General features: G+C 35.9%; 24 protein-coding genes and 1 tRNA gene. 4 read left to right on the forward strand and 21 right to left on the reverse strand.

Annotated elements, in window-relative coordinates; all coding sequences use genetic code 11:
* Positions 1-73 precede the first annotated feature (73 nt).
* Both ygfK and ssnA read right to left on the reverse strand, forming a co-directional pair.
* The gene (gene ygfK / locus J4O15_RS15160) at positions 74-3,058 is read right to left on the reverse strand and encodes a putative selenate reductase subunit YgfK (RefSeq protein WP_208101396.1); all 2,985 of its coding nucleotides are present in this window, start codon (positions 3,056-3,058) and stop codon (positions 74-76) included.
* Entirely contained in the window at positions 3,058-4,401 is a 1,344-nt protein-coding gene (ssnA, locus tag J4O15_RS15165) for a putative aminohydrolase SsnA (RefSeq protein ID WP_208101398.1), read from the reverse strand. The genes ygfK and ssnA overlap by 1 nt, the downstream gene beginning before the upstream one ends.
* Positions 4,402-4,635: 234 nt before the next feature.
* Between ssnA and J4O15_RS15170 the strand changes: the two genes are divergently transcribed.
* From J4O15_RS15170 to pckA, 3 genes are all read left to right on the forward strand, one after another.
* Positions 4,636-4,706 (forward strand) — tRNA-Gly (locus J4O15_RS15170).
* A gap of 100 nt (positions 4,707-4,806) precedes the next feature.
* Positions 4,807-5,487, forward strand: coding sequence for an adaptor protein MecA (locus J4O15_RS15175; protein WP_208101400.1), 681 nt, complete (start codon positions 4,807-4,809; stop codon positions 5,485-5,487).
* Positions 5,488-5,717: 230 nt separating this feature from the next.
* The gene (gene pckA, locus J4O15_RS15180; protein ID WP_208101402.1) at positions 5,718-7,325 is read left to right on the forward strand and encodes a phosphoenolpyruvate carboxykinase (ATP); all 1,608 of its coding nucleotides are present in this window, start codon (positions 5,718-5,720) and stop codon (positions 7,323-7,325) included.
* A gap of 167 nt (positions 7,326-7,492) precedes the next feature.
* On the opposite strand, the gene J4O15_RS15185 is transcribed toward pckA, so the two are convergent.
* The 4 genes from J4O15_RS15185 to J4O15_RS15200 form a co-directional block, all read right to left on the reverse strand.
* Complete coding sequence (locus tag J4O15_RS15185; RefSeq protein WP_208101404.1) at positions 7,493-9,265, reverse strand: metal ABC transporter permease; 1,773 nt, start codon at positions 9,263-9,265, stop codon at positions 7,493-7,495.
* Positions 9,262-10,149 (reverse strand): metal ABC transporter permease, encoded by an 888-nt coding sequence (locus J4O15_RS15190; RefSeq protein WP_009220335.1) that lies wholly within the window; start codon positions 10,147-10,149, stop codon positions 9,262-9,264. The genes J4O15_RS15185 and J4O15_RS15190 overlap by 4 nt, the downstream gene beginning before the upstream one ends.
* A 3-nt stretch (positions 10,150-10,152) precedes the next feature.
* The gene (locus J4O15_RS15195; protein ID WP_208101405.1) at positions 10,153-10,863 is read right to left on the reverse strand and encodes a metal ABC transporter ATP-binding protein; all 711 of its coding nucleotides are present in this window, start codon (positions 10,861-10,863) and stop codon (positions 10,153-10,155) included.
* A 173-nt stretch (positions 10,864-11,036) separates the two neighbouring features.
* Positions 11,037-12,041 (reverse strand): metal ABC transporter solute-binding protein, Zn/Mn family, encoded by a 1,005-nt coding sequence (locus tag J4O15_RS15200; protein ID WP_208101407.1) that lies wholly within the window; start codon positions 12,039-12,041, stop codon positions 11,037-11,039.
* A gap of 418 nt (positions 12,042-12,459) precedes the next feature.
* On the opposite strand from J4O15_RS15200, the gene J4O15_RS15205 reads away from it, so the two are divergent.
* Entirely contained in the window at positions 12,460-13,488 is a 1,029-nt protein-coding gene (locus J4O15_RS15205) for a cell wall-binding protein (protein WP_009220332.1), read from the forward strand.
* 45 nt (positions 13,489-13,533) lie between these two features.
* On the opposite strand, the gene J4O15_RS15210 is transcribed toward J4O15_RS15205, so the two are convergent.
* The 15 genes from J4O15_RS15210 to J4O15_RS15280 all read right to left on the reverse strand — a co-directional run bounded on the left by J4O15_RS15210 (position 13,534) and on the right by J4O15_RS15280 (position 23,533).
* Positions 13,534-13,983: an ASCH domain-containing protein gene (locus tag J4O15_RS15210; RefSeq protein WP_208101410.1), complete on the reverse strand. Its 450-nt coding sequence runs from the start codon at positions 13,981-13,983 to the stop codon at positions 13,534-13,536.
* A 200-nt stretch (positions 13,984-14,183) separates the two neighbouring features.
* Positions 14,184-14,732, reverse strand: a complete 549-nt coding sequence (locus J4O15_RS15215; RefSeq protein ID WP_208101412.1) for a GNAT family N-acetyltransferase — start codon at positions 14,730-14,732, stop codon at positions 14,184-14,186.
* Between the two features lie 21 nt (positions 14,733-14,753).
* Entirely contained in the window at positions 14,754-15,122 is a 369-nt protein-coding gene (locus J4O15_RS15220) for a TIGR02328 family protein (protein WP_208101413.1), read from the reverse strand.
* A 1-nt stretch (position 15,123) separates the two neighbouring features.
* On the reverse strand, positions 15,124-15,510 hold the full coding sequence (locus tag J4O15_RS15225; protein WP_208101414.1) for a YbgA family protein: 387 nt from the start codon (positions 15,508-15,510) through the stop codon (positions 15,124-15,126).
* A 390-nt stretch (positions 15,511-15,900) separates the two neighbouring features.
* Complete coding sequence (locus J4O15_RS15230) at positions 15,901-16,356, reverse strand: GNAT family N-acetyltransferase (protein WP_009220327.1); 456 nt, start codon at positions 16,354-16,356, stop codon at positions 15,901-15,903.
* A 48-nt stretch (positions 16,357-16,404) separates the two neighbouring features.
* Positions 16,405-16,800, reverse strand: coding sequence for a GNAT family N-acetyltransferase (locus J4O15_RS15235; RefSeq protein ID WP_009220326.1), 396 nt, complete (start codon positions 16,798-16,800; stop codon positions 16,405-16,407).
* Positions 16,801-16,909: 109 nt separating this feature from the next.
* Complete coding sequence (locus tag J4O15_RS15240; RefSeq protein ID WP_040457686.1) at positions 16,910-17,284, reverse strand: hypothetical protein; 375 nt, start codon at positions 17,282-17,284, stop codon at positions 16,910-16,912.
* A gap of 17 nt (positions 17,285-17,301) precedes the next feature.
* A complete protein-coding gene (locus J4O15_RS15245; protein WP_009220324.1) occupies positions 17,302-17,541 on the reverse strand; it encodes an isochorismatase family protein in 240 nt (79 codons plus the stop codon).
* Between the two features lie 187 nt (positions 17,542-17,728).
* The gene (locus tag J4O15_RS15250) at positions 17,729-18,262 is read right to left on the reverse strand and encodes a hypothetical protein (RefSeq protein ID WP_243762103.1); all 534 of its coding nucleotides are present in this window, start codon (positions 18,260-18,262) and stop codon (positions 17,729-17,731) included.
* A gap of 9 nt (positions 18,263-18,271) precedes the next feature.
* A complete protein-coding gene (locus tag J4O15_RS15255; protein WP_009220322.1) occupies positions 18,272-19,423 on the reverse strand; it encodes an AAA family ATPase in 1,152 nt (383 codons plus the stop codon).
* Positions 19,424-19,828: 405 nt separating this feature from the next.
* Complete coding sequence (locus J4O15_RS15260) at positions 19,829-20,392, reverse strand: hemerythrin domain-containing protein (RefSeq protein ID WP_009220321.1); 564 nt, start codon at positions 20,390-20,392, stop codon at positions 19,829-19,831.
* 1 nt (position 20,393) lies between these two features.
* Entirely contained in the window at positions 20,394-21,002 is a 609-nt protein-coding gene (locus J4O15_RS15265; protein WP_009220320.1) for a hypothetical protein, read from the reverse strand.
* A gap of 223 nt (positions 21,003-21,225) precedes the next feature.
* Positions 21,226-21,873: a pyroglutamyl-peptidase I gene (pcp, locus tag J4O15_RS15270; protein WP_009220319.1), complete on the reverse strand. Its 648-nt coding sequence runs from the start codon at positions 21,871-21,873 to the stop codon at positions 21,226-21,228.
* A gap of 23 nt (positions 21,874-21,896) precedes the next feature.
* The gene (locus tag J4O15_RS15275) at positions 21,897-22,859 is read right to left on the reverse strand and encodes a DUF979 domain-containing protein (RefSeq protein ID WP_009220318.1); all 963 of its coding nucleotides are present in this window, start codon (positions 22,857-22,859) and stop codon (positions 21,897-21,899) included.
* Positions 22,859-23,533: a DUF969 domain-containing protein gene (locus J4O15_RS15280; RefSeq protein WP_009220317.1), complete on the reverse strand. Its 675-nt coding sequence runs from the start codon at positions 23,531-23,533 to the stop codon at positions 22,859-22,861. The genes J4O15_RS15275 and J4O15_RS15280 overlap by 1 nt, the downstream gene beginning before the upstream one ends.
* Positions 23,534-23,697 lie beyond the last annotated feature (164 nt).

Consider the following 23,697-nt stretch of genomic DNA (forward strand, 5'->3'; position numbering starts at 1 on the left):
CATAGCAAAATATGCCACTTTTTAGGGTGGCATATCTCACTATATCATATTAAAACCAAATATATTATAGATATTACAGAAGCAAATACTCATACTCATTATAGATTGTATCTATAATTTCAGCATATCTGTAATTCAACTTATCATTTGCTTCACCGATTCTATATACAAGTTCCTGACCGTCAATTCTAACCTTAACATCCTTGCTTCCCTTAATGATTACAAAACCGTCATTCTCTGAATCAAGCATATCAGCTTCATTTGCAAATAATGTAAGCTTATCCTTATATGGTGCAGAAGCGTATGGACAGAATGTCTCACAGTTACCGCACTCATTGCACATATAATCCACATGAACTATCTGATGGCTACCCTTTACATTAACATATACATTAGCTCTGTTTGGACAAACCTCTGTACAATTCTCACAAATATAGTCACAAGCTAAACATCTGTTGTCCGCCTTCTTCTCCTCTACCTCTTCAAGGATTCCTCTGTATGAGTATACCTTCTCATCAGTAGTATCAGAAATCTTAAGCTCACCTATTGCGTGATTTACAATAGCCTCACAAGCTTTCTTACTGTCAGCAATAGCCTTTACAATAACAGATGCACCCTTTGCACCGTCACCTGCCGCATATACTCCCTTAACATTTGTCTCGAAAGTAACAGGATCAAGTATAGGAAGATTCTTCTTGTCAATCTCGATACCGTTGCTTGTGTAGAAATCACCTCTTACACTCTCACCGATTGATGCGATAAGTGTATCACATGGCAATTCAACAAGCTCATCTGTTTCCTTAACACCTCTTCTACCGCTTGCATCAGGCTCACCAAGTACATTCTTTGCACATATAAGTTTTCCATTCTTGAATGATTTTGGAGATACAAGTGTAACAAACTCTACTCCGTCTTCAATTGCCTCGTGAAGTTCTTCCTCATCAGCAGGCATATATCTTGCATTTCTTCTGTATGCAAGGTATACATTCTTAACACCCGGAACTCTCTTAGCGGCTCTTGCAACGTCCATAGCAGTGTTTCCACCACCTACAACAATAACATTCTCACCAAGATCCATCTTACCGTCTGTCTTCTTGAAATCCTCTAAGAAGTGAAGTGCATTGATTGCCTTTCCTTCTTCAAGTTCAAGCGGAAGTTCCTTATGTGCACCTATTGCAAGTATAACCTTGTCATAGCCCTCAGCCATAAGTGCTTTGATATCATCAATTCTCTTGTTTGTAACAAACTTTGCTCCGTAAGCCTTAGCAAGCTCCACATCTCTTTGGATATCGTCAGCAGGAATTCTAAATCCCGGGATAATGTTTGCAACAACACCACCCATGGTATCTCTTTCATCAAATACAGTAACATCCACGCCTTCTCTTGCAAGGAAGAATGCTGCCGAGATACCTGCAGGACCGCCACCTACTACCGCAACCTTTAAGTTCTTCTTATCAGCGCTCTTTAAAGTAGGTACAACTTTGTCAAATGCGTTCTGTGCTGCAATAAGCTTATTTCTTCTGATCTGTACATCAGTCTCATAGTGATTTCTTGTACAAGCACTCTGACAAGTATGTGTACAGATATGACCTGTCATAAACGGAAGCGGATTCTTTTCAAGGATTACATTGAGTGCATCCTCATACTTTCCTTCATTAACAAGTATTCCGTAAGCTGTAATATCCTGATTGATTGGACATCTGTTTACACATGGTGCCATATAGCAATCAAGGTATGGTACCTTCTTATCACATTTTCTGTTTGGTAGCGGCTTTACAGGCTTAACATGGTGCTTATCGGTTCTGACATCTTCTACAAGCTTCTCAAGGCCTTCTACATTTATTCCTGACCAAGGCTTAATTTCAGGCTTTTCAAGTTTCTTAGCCATCTGATTAAATCTCTGATATCCGCCCGGTTTTAAGATGGTGGTTGCCACTGTTACAGGCCAAATTCCACTGCCTACAACCTTATCTATATTAAAGTAATCACATCCGCCTGAGTATGCAATTCTTAACTTGCCGTTAAAGCTTCTTGAAAGATTTCTGGCAACTAAGAGTGATAACGGGTACAATGACTTTCCTGACATATACATTTCCTGTGATGGAAGTTCATTATTCTTAACATCAACAGGGAATGTGTTGGTGATTTTAACACCGAACTCCAAGCCCTTTGAAGAAGCAAGTGCCATAAGTCTTTCCAACATAGGAACCGCATCTGAATACTGTAAATCCTCTTTAAAGTGAAGATCTGTAAATGCAATGTAATCATATCCCATGCTGTCAAGCATCTCTCTTGCAACTTCATATCCAAGAAGAGTAGGGTTACATTTTACAAATGTATTCAAATTCTTATCAGTGATAAGATATGATGCAATAGCCTCGATCTCCTGTGGAGGACATCCGTGCAATGTGGATACTGTTACAGAATTTACAATATCAGGAGTGATAGCATCAAGATCAGCCTTTGTAAACTTCTTGAACTTGCTTAAATTCTTCTCAAGATATTCCTTACACTCTTTATATATAGGTGTTTCTGATGCATCCATCATTCCATTGATGAAATTGTCCACCTTAGGAAGTTTGATACCTGCAAGGTCATAACCTACAGAGATATTGAACTGGAAGCCGTCGCTTCCTCCAAGATCCCATTCCTTTGAGATAACCTTCAGTGCAAACCATCCCTTGATATACTCATCAAAAGCTTCCTGAACTGTAAGCTCTGTTGACCACTCACAGTTGTAGCACTCATCCTCGGCTGTGATACATGGCTTTGCAACGCATGCAGCAAGCTCTCTACCATCCATCTTCTGAACTGTCTTAAGCTCGAAGAATCTTGCACCCGCATAATATCCTGCAATGATGTTCTGTGCAAGCTGTGTATGAGGACCTGCCGCAGGACCTATCTGTGTTTCCAATTTTCTTCCAAAAATTGTGTAAAACTTATTCTTATCAGCCTTATATGCTTTCTTCACTCCGTAACAGGAGCCTTCCTTATCCATCTCCTCAAGGAGTCTGTCCATGATCCTATTAAAAGGAATCGGTGTCATTATATCGCCCATTATGCATTTCCCCTTCCATTGATCTTATTTGCAAGTCTCATAGCGCCTTCTCTTACCTTAGCAAGTACTTCTTTTTCATCAATGTGAAGAAGTTCTCTATCTTTCATCAAGATATTCCCGTTTGCAATTGTAGTTCTTACATCTTTTCCACATACTCCAAATAATAAATGACTGTTTATATTTGAAGCTGTCATAGGTGTATTAGGTGTATAATCAACTATTATAACATCTGCTGCAGCTCCCGGCTTTAATACTCCAAGCGGCTTCTTGAAATATCTGTTTGCAATATTTGCATTATACTCAAAAAGCATCTTAGGAACTTCGCCCCAAGCTGTATTAGGATCGCATAAATGGTGCTTATGAAGCACATTTGCTACCTTCCATGATTCCATAACATCATGTGTATATCCGTCACTTCCAAGTCCACATACTATTCCTCTGTGAACAAGTTCCATTGTTGGAGGGCATCCGCATGCATTACCCATATTTGACTCAGGATTATGTACTACACAAGTATTTGTATACTTGATCAAATCCATCTCATGTGGGTTAACATAAATGCAGTGTGCAAGCAATGACTTCTCTCCAAGAACCTTCCAGTCATATAATCTGTCAACAATTCTCTGGCTATGCTCCTTCAAACATGAATGTAAATCTTCAATACCCTCTGCCACATGGATATGACATCCGATATCCTCAGGCTTTCTAGCCATGATATACTCCATTGACTTGTCGGAAATAGTGAAGCTTGCATGCATTCCCATCATACCTGCAATCATATCGGAATCATCTTTTTTTGCATAGTTTGCAAAATCGACATTTTCCTTAACGGCAGCCTTCATCTTGTCTTCGCCATCACGATCTGATATCTCGTAGCAAAGACAGCTTCTAACTCCTGTCTGCTTTGCAGCCTTCTCAATAGCAAAAAGGCTTCCCTCAATCTCGCCGAAACTTGCATGATGATCAAAAATAGTAGTAACACCGTTCTTGATACAATCAATGTAGGTAGTCATAGCAGACAGATATGTGAGCTCATTGTCTAAATTTCTGTCTATGGTCCACCACAAACCATCTAAGATCTCTAAGAATCCATGTGGGTTGTAACCATTGATACTTAAACCTCTTGCCATTGCGGAATAGATATGCTCATGTGTGTTTATGAATGCCGGCATTATGAGCCCGCCTTTTGCATCCACAAAAGTTGCATCCGCATATTTTTCCTTCAAATTACGGTAGTTTCCAACCTCTAAAACTGTGTTGCCATCCAGTACTACAGACCCATCCTCAATCAATGGCTGTTCCTGATTTCCAGTAACTACCCTTCCATTACCAATTAGTAGCATTGTAAATCTCCTCTCTGAATTATGCAGTTTTAATTACAAAAACCTAATAATGTAGCTTGTATTTTAACATTTTTCTATAAGCTTTTCAAGACTTATCTAATTATATTTTAATATTTCAAAAATATTTTAAGAGAAACAGCTATGTATTAAAAAATATACACAAAACAAGCTTTATTTTATTATTTTTCTGTTGACAAAACTTCTCCGGTTTGGTATTATTACACAGTAACTTTTGCAGGTGTAGTTCAATGGTAGAACATCAGCCTTCCAAGCTGAATACGTGGGTTCGATTCCCATCACCTGCTTTTTTTGTGCACTTCTTTAGGCACTTACTCTCTTTACATACTGAGAAAATATAAGTACAATATATTTGTACAGACCAAAAGGATAGAAAGGGGTGATACCTTGAGAATTGAAAGGGTTAGTACCAATCAGATAAGATGTACATTATCCAGTGTAGATTTGGAAAACAGAAATTTAAATGTTGTGGAATTATCCTATGGCAGTGAGAATGCCAAAGCCCTGTTTCAGGAGATGTTAAATAAAGCTTCTTATGAAGTAGGATTTGATGCGGATGATTCGGCACTTATGATAGAGGCTGTTCCACTGTCCAATGAAAGTATTATTATATATGTAACAAAGGTTGATGATCCTGAGGAACTTGATACAAGATTTGCCAAGTTCTCTCCTTCAATATTTGACAGTTTATTTGCAGCCTTTGATTTAAAGTTTAATAATTTGCTTGAGGGTGCACTTGACTTGGATACCGAAGACAGGGAAGATGATTCTAAAAAAGAACCTTATTTAAGAGCATATTCATTTAACACTCTGGATGAGTTTATAGAAGCCGCCAAAGCTGTTCAGATTTATTCCGGTGAAAATACTTTGTACAAGGATGAAATAAACAAACGCTTTATACTTGTTCTTAAAAAGAATGATAATAATAAGGATTTTGCATCTGCTGCAAATATTCTTTCCGAATATGGAAATAAATTATCTGCCACATCCTTTAGCGAGGATTATTATAAAGAACATTTTAAAGTTTTGGTAAAAGAAAATGCTATAAATCAAATGGCAAAAATATAATATTTGACAATTTTAAGGGCATCGGTTTATACGATGCTCTTGTACTTTATTATTTTTTTAACAAAGTTCAAAATATTATTGCTTTTTTCCAAATAGTTATGTATATTCTAATAAGGTTCTTGTACTTTAATAAGTACATAACTTTTATATTGTGTATCAAGGGGAAAAATGCCTTTTCACCCGGGGGTTCATAATATCAAAATAAATGAATTATAGAAAAGAGGATTATTATGGCAAATATTGATTTAACTCAGTATGGCATCACAGGCACTACAGAGATAGTACACAATCCATCTTATGATGAATTATTTACAGCCGAGACAGATTCTTCATTAACCGGCTATGAAAAAGGACAGGTAAGTGAGCTTGGTGCCGTTAACGTATTAACAGGTATCTATACAGGTCGTTCCCCTAAAGATAAATTTATAGTAATGGATGAGAATTCTAAAGATACTGTATGGTGGACATCTGCAGATTATGCAAATGACAACCATCCTTTATCGGAGGATTCATGGAAAGTATTAAAAGACCTTGCAAAAAATGAGCTTTCAAACAAGAAGCTTTATGTAGTGGATGCTTTTTGCGGTGCAAACAAGGACACAAGAATGTCAGTTCGTTTCATCGTGGAAGTTGCTTGGCAGGCACATTTTGTTACAAATATGTTTATTCAGCCAACTGCTGAGGAATTAAAGGATTTCAAACCTGATTTCGTAGTTTACAATGCTTCAAAGGCAAAGGTTACTAATTACAAGGAGCTTGGACTTAATTCAGAAACAGCTGTTGCTTTCAATATCACAAGTCGTGAGCAGGTTATCCTCAATACCTGGTATGGCGGCGAGATGAAGAAGGGTATGTTCTCAATGATGAACTACTATCTTCCGCTTAAGGGCATTGCTTCAATGCACTGTTCAGCAAATACAGATTTAAAAGGTGAGAATACAGCTATTTTCTTCGGTCTTTCAGGAACAGGTAAGACAACTCTTTCAACAGATCCTAAGAGACTTCTTATCGGTGATGATGAGCATGGTTGGGATGACAATGGTGTATTTAACTATGAGGGCGGATGCTATGCCAAGGTTATAAACCTTGATAAGGAATCAGAGCCGGATATCTACAATGCCATCAGAAGAGATGCTCTTTTAGAGAATGTTACTCTTGATGAAAACGGAAAGATTGACTTTAATGACGGAAGCAAGACAGAAAACACCAGAGTTTCATATCCTATAAACCATATCGACAATATAGTTAAGCCTATATCACACGGTCCTGCAGCAGAGAATGTAATCTTCCTTTCAGCAGATGCATTTGGAGTGCTTCCTCCGGTATCAATCCTTACACCTGAGCAGACTCAGTACTATTTCCTCAGCGGATTTACAGCTAAGCTTGCGGGTACAGAGCGTGGTATCACAGAGCCTACACCAACATTCTCAGCTTGCTTCGGACAGGCATTCCTTGAGCTTCATCCTACAAAGTATGCCGAGGAACTTGTAAAGAGAATGGAAAAGAACGGTTCAAAGGCTTATCTTGTAAACACAGGATGGAATGGTACAGGTAAGAGAATCTCCATCAAGGATACCCGTGGTATTATCGACGGAATCCTTAGCGGTGCTATAAAGAATGCTCCTACAAAGAAGCTTCCTTACTTTGATTTTGAGATTCCTACAGAGCTTGAAGGTGTGGATACAAAGATTCTTGATCCTAGAGATACATATGCAAATGTTGCAGATTGGGAAATCAAGGCAAAGGATCTTGCTTCAAGATTTGCAAAGAACTTTAAGAAGTATGAGACAAACGAGGCAGGTAAGGCTTTAGTAGCTGCCGGACCAAAGGTAGACTGATACTTTAAAATATTTATAAACTTTAAGGCGCTGCAGCAAAGCTGCAACGCCTTTTTCTTATGTGAAAATCTTTAACACATGTAAGATTTTCTCTTGTATATTCTGAAATTCCAATAGGTTCTCTTGAACTTCCGGAAGCATATTTTGCCAATACATTGTTTGTGGTCTTACAAAATAATCTCCACCATCATCCTTACTGCAGCCTTTCCCGCAATATGCTTATCTTCTCTTTCAGAGCTTACAAGCACCGAATCGTCAAAATTATCAATATCCTTTATAATAAACTCATCCCCCAAATTTATCTTCTTTTCTACAAGATATTCAAGTAAATCCCTGTCATCCTCAACCTTATGAAGCCTGCACTTTGCTCCTTTTGAAAGTTCAGAAAGTTTTTTCAGCTTATCCACATCCGGATGATTCTCATATATTTCATTTCCATGCGGACAATGTTTGGGCTTATTTAAAAATTCATTCAATCTGTCCTTCAACCCGTTTGAAGTGACATATTCCAATGCCTTGGCATCCTCATGTACATTTTTCCATGAATATCCCAGATACTCCACCAAAAACAGCTCCCATAGTCTATGCTTGGTAAGTAATGCCCTGGCTCTTTTTTTTCCGCTTTCGGTTAAACAAATACTTTTATTTTCGGTGTATACATCACCTTCCTCAACAAGCTTTTTTAACATCTCGCTTACAGATGCGGCCTTAATGCCCAAAATGTCCGCAATCTTTTTATTTGTTGCATTTTCCTGCTTTTCAATAAGCTCATAAATCGCCAATATATAATCATCTCTACCGGTGTCTATCTTAGCCATATCATTTTCCCCTGCCATAAGTCCGTAATGAAGCTTTATCTCATCACTTAATTTCTTTCCCGTTTCTGTTAGACTGTATACCCCCCTTTCTTTTGCCCTGTAAACATAGCCCTTTTTTATAAGCCTGTCCAAAAAATATTTCAGTTTTCTGTCGGACCAGCCGATATGCTGCCTTATAGTGCTGTAGCCAAGCTCTCCAAGCGCTTCCTGCTTACCTGAATGATTGTCTATATGTAAAATCAAAAGTTCCCTGCTGAAACGGTTTCGATTATTTATATACCTAATTATTCTTGTAAATATCCCTCCCGGATACACCGTCATGGTTATCAAAAAGGTTATACCTGAAACCACTGCACACATTCCTGACATGGATACATTAAATTTTACTGCAAGAAAATATCCTATAAATGAATTAAAAACCGCATATACACATGCCAGAAGTATTGTTATTTTTAAATCCTTTGATATCAGATAGGCACTTGCAGCCGGTGATATAAAAAATGCAATTGCAAGTATTGCTCCCACAGATTCAAATGCGGATACGGCGGTAAATGATACCAATGCCATAAAGCTGTAATGTAAAACTGCTCCTGCAATTCCTGCAACAGTCGCATACACCGGATCAAATGAGCTGATTTTTAATTTTCTGAAAAACACGGTTATAAATGCTGTATTTATCAAAAGCACAATGCTCATCTGTACCAAAGTCTTCGGAAGGCTGAGTCCTAAAAAATTTATCCTATGAAGCGGAGCAAGTATAATCTCACCTATTAAAACCACCTCAGTGTCAAGATGTACATTTCTTGCATATCTTGTAATAAGTATAACCGCTACCGAAAAAAATAACGGGAAAATTATTCCAACTGAAGCATCCTCGGTAACCCTTTTACTTTTTATAAGAAGCTCTATACAAAACGTTGTCAGAACACCGAAAAGACTTGCACCTATTATTAAAAAAACACTGCCTATATCCTTTGTAACAAAATATCCTATTACTATTCCAAGCAGCACCGAATGTGAAATGGCATCCGATACCATAGAAAGTCTCCTAAGTACCAAAAATACGCCCAAAACGGCACAGGCAAGAGAGGTTATTATAAGTATATATAAAGATTCGATCATTTTCCACCCCTCATCCTTCTTATATTTAAAATCATTCTTACAATACCCCTCGGAGCAAACAGCACCGATAAAAGTGCAATGATTGACATGATAAGTATAATGCTTGGTCCTGTAGAAAATCCCTTTACCGCACTGCTTATAAATGTTCCAAGAAATGCCGACACAGCTCCCGTAAAGGCTGCTATAAACAGCACCTTCTCATAACTTTTACTCCACTGTAAGCCGGTAACCGCCGGAGTTATAAGCATACTGCTTATTAAAATAGCTCCCACCGCCTTTAGACCGGCTGCTATAAGTATCATAGTGATTATCATTATAAGAAGTGATATAAGCCTTGAATTTATTCCTATCGTATAGGCATATACCGTGTCAAATACATATACCTTTATTTCCTTGTAAAAAATCACAAATAAAACCAGCGATATAATAGACACCGTCAATATTATATAAACGTCTTCCCTTAGTATATATGCCGCCTGCCCGAATATATAACTTGCAAGTCCGGATTGTGATGCCCCCTGATACTTCGGGTTTCCCTGAATATGACTCTTTAATACCATTCCAAGTCCGAACATTGCGGATAAAATAACCGCCATTGCAGTATCCGCCTCTATCTTTGAACCTTCAGCAATAATCTGTATAAGAATAAAGGCGATTACTCCTGCGGCTATTGCCCCAAGCATTAAAATAATTGAACTTTTCCTGCCGGATATCATAAAAGCCAGAATAATTCCCGGCAATGATGCATGACCTACCGCATCTCCAATCAAACTTTGCCCCTTTAATATACTTATGGTTCCAACTATCCCGGTTGCCATGGCAAGCAGCATTGTTCCTATTGCAACCACAATAAATGAGTACTGTGTAATCATACTTATATTCATAGTCTACTCCCCATATGTTGCCGCTATATTTTCATTTGTAAAGGTTTCCACGGTCTTTCCGCTTGCTATAAGTTGTTTATTGACCATTACCACATGGTCAAAGTACTCACATAGGGTGTTTAAGTCATGGTGTACGGCAATTATTGTCCTTCCCTCTCTTTTAAACTCCCTCATGGTTTCTATAATTATATTCTCGGTTTTTTTATCAACTCCTGCCAAAGGTTCATCCATAAAGTAAATAAGGGCATTCTGAGCAATCGCCCTTGCTATGAATACCCTTTGTTTCTGCCCCCCTGAGAGTTCGGAAATCTGCCTGTTTGCAAATTCCTCCATCTTCATTTTTTTTAATGCTTCTAAAGCTTTTTCCTTTTCAGACGAGTTTACCCTTTTAAAAGGGCCAAGACTTGCATATCTTCCCATAGTCACCACATCAATAACTGTAGTGGGAAAATTCCAATTTACTGTGGTGGTCTGTGGTATATAAGCAATCTGCTTGTATACCTCCTTATAAGACTTACCCATAATACTTACCTTACCGGAAATAGGCTTCATAAGCCCGAGTATCCCCTTCATAAGAGTAGATTTTCCGGCACCGTTAGGTCCTATTATGGCGGTAATACTTCCCTCATATATATCCAGGTCCATATCCCATATTACAGGAATATCGGTATATGCCATTGTAAAATCTTCCACATGTATCAATACTTTTTCCATATTATCTCCATTTTGCATCTGCGATGTAACGGTAATAAACTATGGTTCAGGTGTGCAGAAATACAGCCTGTAACATTCTGCAAGCTTACAGAAATTACAAATCGTATGTAAATTTTAAATATCATGCCTGCATACCTGAACCGTTAAAAGTCTATTTAAGTCTACTTTAATTACTATTTTAAATTCTCGGTAATAAGCTTTACATTATGCTTATACATATCAATATATGTATCTCCATCCTGCCCCTTTGGAGCCAATGAATCTGAGAATAATTCATTTCCTTCACCGCTTACTATCTTTACATCCGCTCCCTTGGCTGCCGCGCCCTCTTTCAGCTTTTCCATACGCGCAGGATCTGTGGTAGACTCGGCAAATATCGCCTTGATCTTATGCTCCACTATAAAATCAATAGTCTCTTGTATATCCTGATTTGCCACCTCCGACTCTGTGCTCACACCCTGAGGAGCCTTAACCTCTATATCATATGCCCTTGAAAAATAATTAAAGGCATCATGAGGTGTTATAAGATATCTGCTCTCCTTAGGTATGGAAGATATATTTTCCTTTACATACTCATCAAGCTTTGTAAGCTCATCCAGGTATTTGACCTTATTCTCCTCATATTTATCTTTGTATTCGGGATTTAGATTTTCAAGAGATGTACCTGCAGCCTCCACTGCCATTTTGTACAAATCTATATCAAACCAAAAATGAGGATCGGTGATAATCTCTCCGTCTTCATCCATTGTACCTATACGATCTTTAGGAAAATCCCTGCTTACCGACTCTCCTCCGGCTTCCAGTGCATCCACTATCTTGCCCTCAAAATGCAGACCATGATAAAGAGTAAGATCCGCAGAACTTAACTTTGTATAATCCTCAGGCTTTGCCACATAAAGATGCGGATCCTCTCCGGCAGGTATTATAAGTTCCACATTTACAGTATCTCCTGCGAGCTGTTCCACCATATCCTGCAAAAATGAAGTAGTTACCACCACATTCTTTTTATCTGTACTTTCAGACTTTGCCTCGGATTTTGTAGTTTCCTCCACAGCCTTGGTTTCTTCACTGCTTGTATCGGCACTCTTTGTATCGGCAGTTTTAGCTCCTGAACATGCAACAAGTGAAAATGCCACACCCATGGCTGCCATAAGTATACTTAATCTTTTTTTAAACATAATCTCTCCCCCTGATAAAAGGTAATTTAATTTATTTAGTTAGGTTAACCTAACTATATTTATAGTTATACCTCATTTTGTAAAATAAATCAAGTAGCTTATTTTAAAGAATAGGCATTTATTTTGTAGTAGAGTATGTTTTATGCCTCCATAAATTCGCACAAATTTTCTTGTACTATATCTATAATAATTACATAATTCTTATAAAAAACAGTACAAAATATTACTCAAAATAATATTCTGTTATTCTTCAATTTTTATTCCTTTATTTTCACGGAAATTCAAAATTAGTTACAATATAGTAAGATAAACTTAAGTCTAAAGGACTATATTTTATTTGAAAAGTATTTTAGAATATAAGCATAACAAATACAAAATAATTTTTTTCAGCAGGGAGACCTGCGGAATGGAGGAACTAATGATACGAAAACATTTAAAGAAAATGGCTTCCGTAGTTTTAACAGCTTCCATGATACTTGGAATGGCTGGTATAGCTTTTGCGAAGAACACAAAGACAGTTGTACAGAATGTAAAGATCAGTATAAATTATGATCTTGCACCTAATATGAGTACAAGTAATATTGATGTAGACAGTGATAGCACAGGTGTTGACGGTGTTACAGTCTCATCTGTTACAAACACCGATTACGGCAAAAAGCCTAAGGTTACATTAAAGGTAAAACCTGATAGTGATTTTACTTTTAAGGGAACACCGGCAGGTAATGTTACACTTGAGGATAAGACCGGCAAGGGTGCTACTATTACCAAAGTTTCATCAAGCAGCGGTAATATGTCTATCACAGTAACTCTTCCAAAGACCAGTTCAGGTGACGAGGGCGGTCTTGAAGTAAGTGATATCTCTTGGGGCGATGATGACAGTCCTATTATTACATGGGACGGTGCAAGTTATGCAAAGCAATATGAAGTAAAGCTTTATCGTAACAATGTAATCAAGGACACTATCTCAACTACAGCTACAAGCTATGATTTCCGTAGCAAGATTCGTGAGAACGGTAAGGGTAACTATACTGTAAAGATTCGTGCTATAGCAAGCAACGGTTCTAAGGGTAAATGGACAGAATCTGATGAATTTGATGTAGATGAAGATGTTTTGGCAAACTTAGGCGGTCAGACAGGTTCAGGCGGTTCACCAAGCGGTTCAGGTTCAGGCACAGGTGCTTGGTTAAAGGACAATGTAGGCTGGTGGTATATCAATGCTGACAGAACATATACAACAAATAACTGGCAGCAGATAAACGGTAACTGGTACTATTTTGATAACAGAGGTTATATGGTAACCGGTTGGCTTAAGAGCCCATATTCAGGTAAGTGGTATTGGCTCAGCACAGAGAACAACAGCAATCTTGGTAAGATGCTTACAAATCAGTGGGTTGATAACAATCGCTACTATGTAGACGGCAGCGGTGTTTGGACACAGAGCAGATAAAAATTTTGAGGATGTCGCAGGGCGACATCCTCTTTTTATAGTTATCTAATAAATCTTTTCAAATACTTCACATAGCATTGGAGCCTGTTCATAGAATTTTTTCCCTACCGATTTATATTCTTCCACAAAGAATCTGTCATGAACCTCTCTCCAATACTTATAGCTCCTATCGCCTTCACCTTCATGCCATGCATGTTCCGGTGTAATTAAATTATAAGGCATTATATACACTACTTTTGTTTGTATAATACATACCGGCTCTTTAGAACCGCCTAGAATAATATTATACTCTCCAACCTCCGGTATATCATCACCTGCTTCACATAGTTCAAATGCTGAAGTCGTAGCCGTCTTAATATTACAATTAACCAATTCTGCCAATTCATCAGCCATCTCTTTTGTATTGCCGAAACTCCATGCCTGATATTTTATATCTGTCGGTAATTTCTTTTCATTACAAAATTTAATCCAAAAATCTTTTACTTTATCATTCATTCAAATTATCTCCAAAAATTATAAATTCATATTCTCTTACAATAACCCTGCCTCAAATTCAAAAATATCACATGAGCGTTCTCCTAAGTTATTCTTTAAAACTGTAACAATCAGAGATAAGTCCTTGCTTTAATTTCCTCCTGAAAAAAAGCATTACTATGTCAATCTAAGCTGTCACTTATCTATAGTACAAAATATTTTCAATCTAATTCTAACAGCATAGATATAAGTTCCTGCCATCCGGTATAACGAGAACAAAAGCCTCTTGGATTACGACCACTTTCCACAAATCCAAATTTTTTATAAAGTGTAATCGCATTTTTATTTTCGGCAACCACCTCAAGTTCCAATTGTCGATATCCGGCAGTTTTTGCACAATCAATACATGCCTTTGTTAATGCAGTGCCTATACCTTTTCCATAATATGCTTTTTCAATACTTATCCCGAACTCTGCACGATGCTTTACCTTGTCTTTTGAGCCAACCGCAGAAATTTTGGCTAAACCGATAATTCTATCATCAACAAGTGCACAAATTTGTATCTCACAGGGGCTGTTTTCTTTATCGTCAAGTAATTCCTCTTCTTCCTCAACACTAAAATTTATTTCATCCGGATAAGAAAGAAGGAAGTCTGTTTCCTCACGGATAATCTTTGTATTCTCAAGTACTCTTTTAGCATCGTCAATTGTAGCATTTCTTATAATACAAAGCATATTGTTTGCAAGTCTTATTTTTTTATAATATTTCAACTAATCATCTCCTCTAAACAACTATACTTTTAAATGTATACCTTTCTTTTCTAAATTTTCTATACATTCAGCCAGATATTCACTATTATGCTCCTTATAAATCGGGGGGTCTATAATTTCCTCTTTAAGATTATCATACTTTTCTGCTGTTTTTCCTCTATAATTTTTATCCTTCCATTCCGCAGAAACATTATATCCTCTTTTCTCCATTTCGTCCATAACCAATGCATGATATATGAATAAATGATAGGGGGAATATGAAAACACATAGTCCACAGTTTTATGTTTCTTTTTCCATCCGTTGCCCCTTAGAGCACAACATTCCCTATGTTGTCCAAGAAGCTGATTTTTTGGTAATAAGCGGATAAGTTCTTCATGCCATAGTCTCATATTATTCTCCTGTTAAGAAAGTGGATTTCTCTAAATATTCATTGGGGTATTTTTTCAGTAAAGTATTAAGGTAATCAATTACAACTTCCCTGTTATTTTCCCCTTTCATATATTCATTTAATATATCAAATAATATCCGCTTTTCCATTGTGCTTGCTTCTTTTTTGAAATATCCCCATATATGAAGAACGGCATTACTAAAATCTTTTTTACTATCCTTCATATCTCTTGCTTCCTGTATTTTTTTATTTACCCATAAAACATCCGGTTCTTTTTCCCTCAAATACGTCCTTATCTCCAGATATGCTTTATGAGATTTGCTTAGTACATAATATTTATTTTTTGCCCATAACTCTTCACATTCTTTTCTTATATCTTTATATCTCATATCCACACCTCTTTTAAAAATATATAAACACTTAAATATCTATCAAACTTTTATCACTAATAATGGGTTCATATTATACAGTTCTTCTAAATCGTTGGAAAGTGAATAGAATCTTAAAGGTGACGAATTAAAATAAACATGATACATCGGGTTCAATTTGGACATAGGAATATAGTCGTCCGGATTGCGTCCTGCAATTTCAAAAATCTCTCGATAGATTGATGGCATCATCCTCAATACTCTTTTCATGATCCTCCTACACTAGCGGTTTTATCCGCCTCAAAAAATCACTACGAGAATCATCGGCTCGTGTCTCCCATATGGGACAATGAATCGCAGTAGTAAAATATAACAATTTTTATACTTCCTTTTGGTACGATAAACTCAGATTTATCTGTATTTTTTCATAATATATTTCAATTTTGGAGTTTCAATCACTTCGTCAACCACAAATCCAAGCTTATCATAAAGCTGCTTTGCATTTTTATTAAAATCAAAAACAGTTAAAGAAATACTTCTAATATTTTTATCTTTAAAAATAAAATCTATAAATTCTTTCAATGCCTCTGTTCCAAAACCCAATCCTGTTTTTTGAGGATTTAATACAAATCTACCTATATGAATATTATCTTCTTTGATTCGCACCTCTTGTATCATTCCGATGAACTCTTCTTCATTGAAGATAGAAAATTTATTTTCCAATTTTTCAATTTTTTCATAGGTCAACGGATATGAAACTTGTGTACCCATCCATTGCTCCTGAAACACAGAACTCAGTTCATTGGACCAACTACATAAAAGTTCAATATTATTTTTATTGATTCCTTTCTCAATTCTAATTCCCATCTTCAATTCCCTCAAATTCTTCATTTAACCGGACTATACTTGTTCCTGTTATGATTTTCTTTTAATTATAAACGCATTATCTGCTTTTTCAAAATCTATTTTAGGATAATAATTCATAGCGGAATTTGCTGCAAGTAGTATTAGCGATACTTTTTCTCCTATATGCTCTCTCACCTTTTCTATGAGTTTTTTTCCAACACCTTGTTTTTGATACTCTTTTTTTACTGCCAAATCTGAAAGATAACAGCAGTAGCTGAAGTCTGTAACACATCTTGCAAGTCCTATAAGTTCCCCATTATTGTAAGCAAAGTAGATAAGATTTGCATTTTCAAACATAGACCTTATACGCTCTTTTTCTTTTGTAGGTCTTATTATACCCGAGCTTTCAAATACTTCAATTATTTTTTCTATATCATAGTTTCTTGCAATCTCGTAAGTTATCATATTTTTCCTTCTTTCTTTAAAACACAGTCATAATTTCATTCTTGGCTTATATTCTAACAACTCTAAACCACATTATTTTAAAAATTATAGATTATCCTCATTTTGCATACTACATCTGAAATGCCGTTACCCAAAAGCATATCCCGGCTATAAGCGAAATCGGAGTCATAACATATTTTTCTTTCCTACTTTTTGAAATCATATTCATAATAGTATTAAGAGATAGGTAAGCGGCAAAAAAGAAACAAATATATTTAGTAACCTTAAAAGGCAACAACAAGGAAATAAAGCCTCCGGCTTGCAAAATAATTATCATTGCAAAAATTTGGATAGCCACTGAAACGACTGCAACAACTCTAAGTTTCTTTGGTAAGATTTTATATTGTCCACCCATTGTAAATTCACCTAAAGGTAAACCGCAGGCAACAAGAACTGTCATAATTGCTATAACTCCAAATAATACCGCCCCTAATATTGAAAACATAAATAAATACTCTCCCTTCATGAATCCGCTCCTGTAATATAAAATTCGGTAATTTCGTTTTTATCAATGAAAGATTTAAAATCCTCCGATGTTAGTGCATTTCCTTTGTTTTTAATAAATATATTATCCGAGACCACATTTAAATCCGCAACAAGTTCAGCTCCCTTAGTTCCAGGTTTAAAATATTTGGCGCTTTGAGTTAAATCATTGTGTTTTATATAAACAATATACCATTTGTAAGCCCATCCTTTCTCCATTATGATTTTATTTTAATTATAAATGCATTGTCCGCTTTTTCAAAATTAATTTTAGGATAATAATTCATAGCGGAATTTGCTGAAAGTAGTATTAGCGATACTTTTTCTCCTATATTTTAATAAGGCAAACAATTTTCTACGATTTTAAATGTTTAAATAATTTGTCCAAAATTAAAGAAGGTATATTTCAACCTTCTTTTTTCACAAGCAGATCTGCTAAACATTTCTCACCACTAGGAATATTTGACAATCTTTTATACTCAAAAATCGCATTAATCAAATCATCAACATTTGAAAAATAATCGGTAATAAACTCGGTAGACTTTACTTTTGAAAATTTAAGAGTATTTTTGCAAAATTCACTGGGTTTAGTCTTGCTTTTTACTTTACTGTATTGCAAATATTTCCCTTCATTTATTATCACAAGCATTTCTATTTCGGGAGCAGTGATAATATTTATTACATCAATTTTAGATTTATATGCCTTATTTAGCTTGAAATCTTCTCGGCGTGAATCCAAAATACGATAAACAGTTATCTTTTTCGTAAAACCTTTTCCCAAGTATTTTTCCTGAAACTTACCGGCACTTCTACATCTTATAACTTCATTATCCAGCAAATCATCCCTCGAGAAAACAAGTTTTCCTTCATCCATTAACTTATTAACAATAGCACTTTCAGCACTTCCTTCACATATACATGCTATTATTTTATCATTCACCAATCCGAACTACTCCTCCTCTACTTTACTTGAAATAATTACTTTTTTCAACTCCATATAAGCCTCATACGCCGGAACAGTCCCTCCAAGGAAATCACTCTTAAATGCTTCACTCTTCTTAATATCATTTCTTGTAAGTATTTCACTAAGTTTCTGCACAGAAATACCATCTCTATTTCTTATTATAAAAATACCATCATTACGTTCAAATTCATCCAGTAGTTCAGAGTAATGCGTTGAAAAAATAAGTGTAGCACCATTTTTATTAACATTCTTATTCATAAAGAACCTTACAAGGGTTGCAACAATTTCTCTATTAAAATGATTTTCAAGTTCGTCAACAATCAGGTATCCACCTTCTTCAAATACCATCATTGCATTTATAAAAATATTAATACCCTTGATTGTTCCTGATGACAGGTACTGTTCAAAAAGCATGGGATTAGCTACCATAATCTCTTCTCTATTATAAAATTTCAGTTTAGATTCTCCGGTTTTTCTATCAAATGAAATATTCTCAATACTTGGGTCAAGAAAAGAAATGAGTTCATGTGGAAAATTACCTATCATTCTCAATAAATTAACATTTGTATGCCCTATTAAATCTTTTAAATAAAAACTTTTATTCTTATTAAGTGACAAAACAATGCTTGTATCATCCTTTAAGAACTCTGCTTTGTTATCTCTTATTCTAACGATTTGGTCATCTTTAAAAACTAATAGATCTTTCTTTGATTTTACTTTTGATATTTTCTTTATCCACAAGTGTTCAGCTCTGACTACATATCTGCTATCAATTTCATTATCCCAAACCCTTATTATTTCTGATTCAAGCTTACATACTCCATTATTAGTGTCATAAAAATAAGCTTCAATAATTACTTTATCTGTTTCCTTCAAGATATCCTTATTAACGATATTATTAATTGACTCACCGTTAATGAATTCAATAACAAAAGAAATTACCTTTAATAAAGACGTTTTTCCTGAAGCATTGATACCTACAATAGACATAACATTATTGGTGTAAATGCTCCCAAAACATGGTGAAACCATCTCATTATTATCGCCGGATACCCTTTGTTCTGCATAAAAATCAATATCTATTTTTTCTTTAAATAGCATCAAACCATCTACAACAATTTTCAATAATCTCATCATATCAACCACCTTACTTCAACATATAGATATAATATCATCTATCCGGTTACTAGTCAATATTAAAAACATTATTTTCGTTTTTAATTGTTTTTAAATTCTATTATATTATTATTTTAGCATTTTATATCGTATTTCATGTTTTTATCATGTCATTCTAACCTCCTAAACATCTCCTACCTCATTCATTTCCTATTATTTAAAATTTTCTTTTCCACATTGCAAAATATAAATGATATTTAAATATTCCAACTTAACAAATAGTATAAATAATTAAATTTTAGAACTAAATATTTGTAAATATTCCTCTATCTTCTTAATAATAAAAAAGAATTAAGAAAAACATTTCTCACTAAAATAATGATTAATTGCTTTTCTTAATTCCATAAGTAATTCTATTAATATTTTTTATCTTGCAGGATATTTTCTTCTGAATCCCTCAAACCACTCAAGGTATTTAGCTACATTTGCTTTATTCTCAGGATCATTGTCAAATTCCTTTGTTTCCACATCCACTCTCTCCTTATCCTCGGCAGAAAGTGCTCTCTCGGCAAATGTATATACTACCTCATCTTCTTTTCCTATATGTCTGTTTAAAAGTGTAGCATAGCCTGATGCATTTGTTATAATATCAAGCTTATTTGCTGTGGAAGGATCCTTCTCATATCTGTCGGCAGCTTCCAATAGCTCATTCATATGCAGTCTTCCAAGGTCATGCTCTACAAGCATACCGTTTCTGATAAGTTTATCCGCAACCGGTCCCAACTTTTCAAGCATTATTTTAAAAAGTATCTTTTCTTCCTTACCATGATGAAGATGATCGGCATAGGTCTTACCGAAAGACACACATTCCCTTACAAGATTTGCATCAGCATCTTCACCCTCTATAATAGAGCAGCACATTGATTTCATACTCTTACAAAACTCTACAATATTTTTATGTTCATCTACTAAAATTTCTATTCCGTACATATTACTCCCTTACCAACTTATATGAACCATTTCCCAAGGCATAATATGTCAAACCGCTACCGGCAAACACACCCTCTATCATGGCACTCCTTATTTCATAAAACTGTGCTATATCTGCACCTAATTCATCCCAATACTGCCTGTGTATATCTACAGTTTCCTGCCACATAAGCTCATCACTGTCTTCATTCACAATCATATTCACTCCGTCACATGGCATACCGCTGACAAATGTATTCTCATAGTATTCAAATCCGTCAGTAGGAGAAACTCCGTTTGATATGGCATTTTTTACACCGAAAGCTCTTGATATATCACAAATAATATTTATAGCCTCTGCATCGCCATCTGTAAGTGTCTTTACTACATATGCAAGTCTTCTCTCCACTATAGCGATCTTATCCTGAAGCCAGCCGTGGATATTTGTAGGATCTATAATATTTCCAAGGTCTCCTTCCGGAAGTGAACCGTATTTAGCATCTATATCCGCTAAAGGAGCCACATTCAAATTCTTCTCTTTTGCCCCTTCTATAATAGCATTTGTCAAATCATTTTGTATTTTTACTTTTCTGAATAACCAATGATGTATTGGTCCCAGTATTGCACTCATATTTTTCTCCTTTATATAAAAAAAGTTTAAATCCTCATTACTTCTACAGTATAGTATTTTAACAAATGTTTTTCTGTAACAATTGTTAATGTAGGTAAATTTATTTTACTATATTTTATTTCAAAAATATTTTACTCTTGCTCTTTCCTAAATATAAACAGTGACAATTCCACTGCTTATAATAAAAAACCTGTCTTGGAATACCAAAACAGGTTATAATCAATTAAAATTCTTTCCCGCCATTTACATTTATATCAGCTTCAAAATTCTTATCAATAGCAGAAATAGCCGCTTCAAGACCTCTCTTTATATCTTCAAGAGCCATATATGGAGCCACAGGTGTTCTTCTTGCCACCTGCTCAGGTATAAATGGAACATGTGTAAAACCGCCCTTTATATTAGGGTAATTCTTTGCCAATGTATAAAGTACACCATACATAAGATGATTGCATACAAATGTTCCTGCCGTATTGGATACAGCTGCAGGAAGATTAGCCTCTCTGATTGCCTCCACCATTGCCTTTATAGGCAGTGTGGTAAAGTATGCATTCTCACCGTCTTCAAAAATCTTTGTATCTATAGGCTGATTGCCTTCATTGTCCTTTATTCTGGCATCATCTATATTGATTGCAACTCTCTCAGGTGTTATCTCAAATCTTCCACCTGCCTGACCTATACAAAGTACAGCATCCGGCTTCTCCTCCTCAATAGCCTGAGCTACTCTTTCTATAGACTTACGAAAAACCGTAGGCACTTCAAGCTTTACTATATCAAATCTGCCTATTTTATCCGCTACCAGCTTCACTGCTTCAAGTGCGGGATTTACAGCATCTCCGCCGAACGGATCGAAGGCTGTCAATAATAATTTCATATTTAATCCTTTCCAAAATACTTTTATCTAAAAGCACATATATACATCAAAATGATATGAGTTACAAGCATAACAATTGCAAAAGGCAATTGCATCTTTATAATTCCGTATTTATTCTTCGTTTCAAGAAGTGCCGCCGGCATGATATTAAAGTTTGCAGCCATAGGTGTCATCAAAGTACCGCAATATCCTGCTGTAAGTCCCATGGCACCTACTACTAAAGGATTTGCACCCTGATTAATAAGGAACGGAATACCTATACCCACTGTAATAACAGAGAATGCGGCAAAACCGTTTCCCATAATTGCTGTAAAAAGTGCCATTGCAAGACAATATACAATAACTGCAATGATTCTGTTGTTATCAGGTATGACTGTTTCGATGCCCTTTGCTATAACATCACCAACTCCGGCAGCTGTAAATACTGCACCGAGAGCCGCCAAAACCTGTGGCAAAAGTCCTACAGGACCTACATTGTCCATAAGTCTTGTACCGTCTTTTATAGCATATTCTTTCTTAGCACCTGTTACAACGAATACAACTATCAAGGCGATAAGAGCTGAAACTCCAACCGCATTGTTTGCACCGAGCTTTTTCCATACTGTAGCTATAATCCATGCACTGAGCGCAAGTGCTAAAGGTGCAATAAATATCTTATTTCCAAGTCTATCCGCATTCGCTCTTGTTTCTGCGGCTGTAGGCACATCACTGGCGCTCTGTCCTACCTTGCCTATAGCTGTAAGGAATGCCATAAGTATTACACAAATTCCTGTTATAAACTTAGGTGCATAAGGCCCCGCTATAAATGTAAATGCTACAACAAACCAGAAAAATGCAGTTGTCTTACTATTGTCAAACTGCTTGTCCTTAAGTGCCTTAAGTCCTACCAATATAAAAACAATACCTATACAAATGAAGAAAATCTCCGCAACAACCTTTGGAAGGCCCCAAGTTCCTATCTCAGAAAGTTTTAAAACGCTATCCATTATTTACCTCCCAATGATTTCTCAAGTTTTTTATCATAGATCAAGAAATACACAGTTCCTATTATTACAGCCGCTATAGCTATTGGAATAGACCACATAGCCACTCCGAGTACATCTACATTGATGCCCTGCTCTGTAAGTGTAGATACTATAAGAAGAGTACCTGATGCTCCAAGGAAACAGTTCTGTCCGAAGAAGTTTCCAAAGTTCTCAACTCCTGCGCAAAGTCCCTTGATATCATCCTCTGTCTTCTCATCAATATCTTCATACTTTGCTACTGCGGCACCTCTTGCCATAGGATGAATAAGCGGTCTGATAAACTGAATATGACCACCTATACGTAAAGAAGTTGCTGCTGCGAATACACGAATAGCAAGATATAATGTTAAAATTCTTCCTGTAGTTGCATTTACAATCTTTTTTATCAAATCTACCGCCTTGTCCTTAAGTCCATATCTCTCACAAATACCTATTGCAGGCAATGCAAGTACAAAAAGAGTAGATATTCTTTGAGAAATAAATGCATTTCCCAGTACTGTAAGGATTTCCATAGGTGACATACCTGCTACAAGACCTGTAATAACACCTGCTACCACTACAGTAGCCAAAGTGTCCAGTTTCAAAGCAAGACCGACTATCACCACCAGTACACCAATTAATTTAATAATTTCCATATGCTTCTCACTTTCTAAAAGTTTACAGGAAAATATTCATACCAAAATATTTTAAATAGTCTTGCAATCTATTTTATCTATAAAAAGTGATATTTCCCTGACAAAATTAAAACTGCAAAGATTCACGGGCAAATATACAGTTTCACCTACCTATAATAAAATAT

It is taken from the genome of Lachnoanaerobaculum sp. Marseille-Q4761, assembly GCF_017565785.1.
In the GTDB taxonomy this organism is placed as follows: Bacteria; Bacillota; Clostridia; order Lachnospirales; family Lachnospiraceae; genus Lachnoanaerobaculum.

Coding starts and splice junctions, on each gene's coding strand:
- ygfK (WP_208101396.1), bottom strand. CDS start 3,058: ATGGGCGATATAATGACACCGATTCCTTTTAATAGGATCATGGACAGA.
- J4O15_RS15275 (WP_009220318.1), bottom strand. CDS start 22,859: ATGGATAGCGTTTTAAAACTTTCTGAGATAGGAACTTGGGGCCTTCCA.
- J4O15_RS15245 (WP_009220324.1), bottom strand. CDS start 17,541: ATGGAGAAAGGATGGGCTTACAAATGGTATATTGTTTATATAAAACAC.
- J4O15_RS15260 (WP_009220321.1), bottom strand. CDS start 20,392: ATGTACGGAATAGAAATTTTAGTAGATGAACATAAAAATATTGTAGAG.
- J4O15_RS15185 (WP_208101404.1), bottom strand. CDS start 9,265: ATGATCGAATCTTTATATATACTTATAATAACCTCTCTTGCCTGTGCC.
- J4O15_RS15265 (WP_009220320.1), bottom strand. CDS start 21,002: ATGAGTGCAATACTGGGACCAATACATCATTGGTTATTCAGAAAAGTA.
- J4O15_RS15190 (WP_009220335.1), bottom strand. CDS start 10,149: ATGAATATAAGTATGATTACACAGTACTCATTTATTGTGGTTGCAATA.
- J4O15_RS15210 (WP_208101410.1), bottom strand. CDS start 13,983: ATGAATGATAAAGTAAAAGATTTTTGGATTAAATTTTGTAATGAAAAG.
- J4O15_RS15255 (WP_009220322.1), bottom strand. CDS start 19,423: ATGATGAGATTATTGAAAATTGTTGTAGATGGTTTGATGCTATTTAAA.
- ssnA (WP_208101398.1), bottom strand. CDS start 4,401: ATGCTACTAATTGGTAATGGAAGGGTAGTTACTGGAAATCAGGAACAG.
- J4O15_RS15230 (WP_009220327.1), bottom strand. CDS start 16,356: ATGGGAATTAGAATTGAGAAAGGAATCAATAAAAATAATATTGAACTT.
- pckA (WP_208101402.1), top strand. CDS start 5,718: ATGGCAAATATTGATTTAACTCAGTATGGCATCACAGGCACTACAGAG.
- J4O15_RS15220 (WP_208101413.1), bottom strand. CDS start 15,122: ATGAGACTATGGCATGAAGAACTTATCCGCTTATTACCAAAAAATCAG.
- J4O15_RS15235 (WP_009220326.1), bottom strand. CDS start 16,800: ATGATAACTTACGAGATTGCAAGAAACTATGATATAGAAAAAATAATT.
- J4O15_RS15280 (WP_009220317.1), bottom strand. CDS start 23,533: ATGGAAATTATTAAATTAATTGGTGTACTGGTGGTGATAGTCGGTCTT.
- J4O15_RS15205 (WP_009220332.1), top strand. CDS start 12,460: ATGATACGAAAACATTTAAAGAAAATGGCTTCCGTAGTTTTAACAGCT.
- pcp (WP_009220319.1), bottom strand. CDS start 21,873: ATGAAATTATTATTGACAGCCTTCGATCCGTTCGGCGGAGATGCTGTA.
- J4O15_RS15240 (WP_040457686.1), bottom strand. CDS start 17,284: ATGTTTTCAATATTAGGGGCGGTATTATTTGGAGTTATAGCAATTATG.
- J4O15_RS15225 (WP_208101414.1), bottom strand. CDS start 15,510: ATGAGATATAAAGATATAAGAAAAGAATGTGAAGAGTTATGGGCAAAA.
- J4O15_RS15195 (WP_208101405.1), bottom strand. CDS start 10,863: ATGGAAAAAGTATTGATACATGTGGAAGATTTTACAATGGCATATACC.
- J4O15_RS15200 (WP_208101407.1), bottom strand. CDS start 12,041: ATGTTTAAAAAAAGATTAAGTATACTTATGGCAGCCATGGGTGTGGCA.